Raw genomic sequence first — 670 nt, 5'->3', positions numbered from 1 at the left:
TCGACCGCGGTGGCGAAGTTGGGGATCGAGTAGGCGAGCTTCTCGAGAGTGTTCATGCTGCGGCTCCTGCGAACAGGTCTTCGGGGCGCAAACGAAGAACGCCGCTGACGCGCACGATCTCGGGCATCGTGAGCTCTCCGGTGTGGAGGTGCTCAACGAGGCTCGCGACGGGCACGCCAGCGGCGTTCGCAACGGTTGCGGTGTCGGTGCCGGATGCGACGATCGCGGTGGCGATCGTCTCGGCGGTCCTCCTGCGGTTCATGTCTGCCACCTTACTGGTCAGATCTGACCTGTGCAAGCACGTACGGCATCTTTTTTGGCAGATTTGGCGTCCTTCTGGTCTAGTCTGGTGAAGTGCCAGATGCAGCAGACTTCATCACGCCCGCGCTAGGGGCAGTCCTGACCGGTGCCTACAAGAAGAAGGGCTTGACTCGCTCGGACCTTGCGGAACGCACGGGTATCAGCGAATCCAGTCTCGGGCGATATCTCAACGGCAAGCTCGAGCTGTCAGCCCCAAACTTCCTCCGCATCGTCGAGGCCATCGGTGACCGCCCCGCGTTGGATCTGTACTCGGAAGCTCTGCGCGACGCCGAGAAGATGGCTGCTGAATCCGAGCGAGTGTCAGAGGTACGTGGGCACAATCCAGTCATCCCGCTGCGCAACCGCTCCG

The 670-nt window shown here is 62.1% G+C and carries 2 protein-coding genes; one reads left to right on the top strand and one right to left on the bottom strand.

The genetic code is table 11. From position 1 onward, the window contains the following. Positions 1-52: 52 nt before the first annotated feature. A complete protein-coding gene (locus NS184_RS16730) occupies positions 53-262 on the bottom strand; it encodes a hypothetical protein (RefSeq protein WP_058727204.1) in 210 nt (69 codons plus the stop codon). A gap of 92 nt (positions 263-354) precedes the next feature. Between NS184_RS16730 and NS184_RS17580 the strand changes: the two genes are divergently transcribed. Beyond that, positions 355-670: helix-turn-helix domain-containing protein (locus tag NS184_RS17580; RefSeq protein ID WP_083513799.1), on the top strand; the 316-nt coding region annotated here is incomplete at its 3' end.

Source organism: Curtobacterium luteum, assembly GCF_001475545.1.
GTDB classification, from domain to species: domain Bacteria; phylum Actinomycetota; class Actinomycetes; order Actinomycetales; family Microbacteriaceae; genus Curtobacterium; species Curtobacterium luteum_A.
This window is presented reverse-complemented; position numbering and strand designations above follow the sequence as displayed.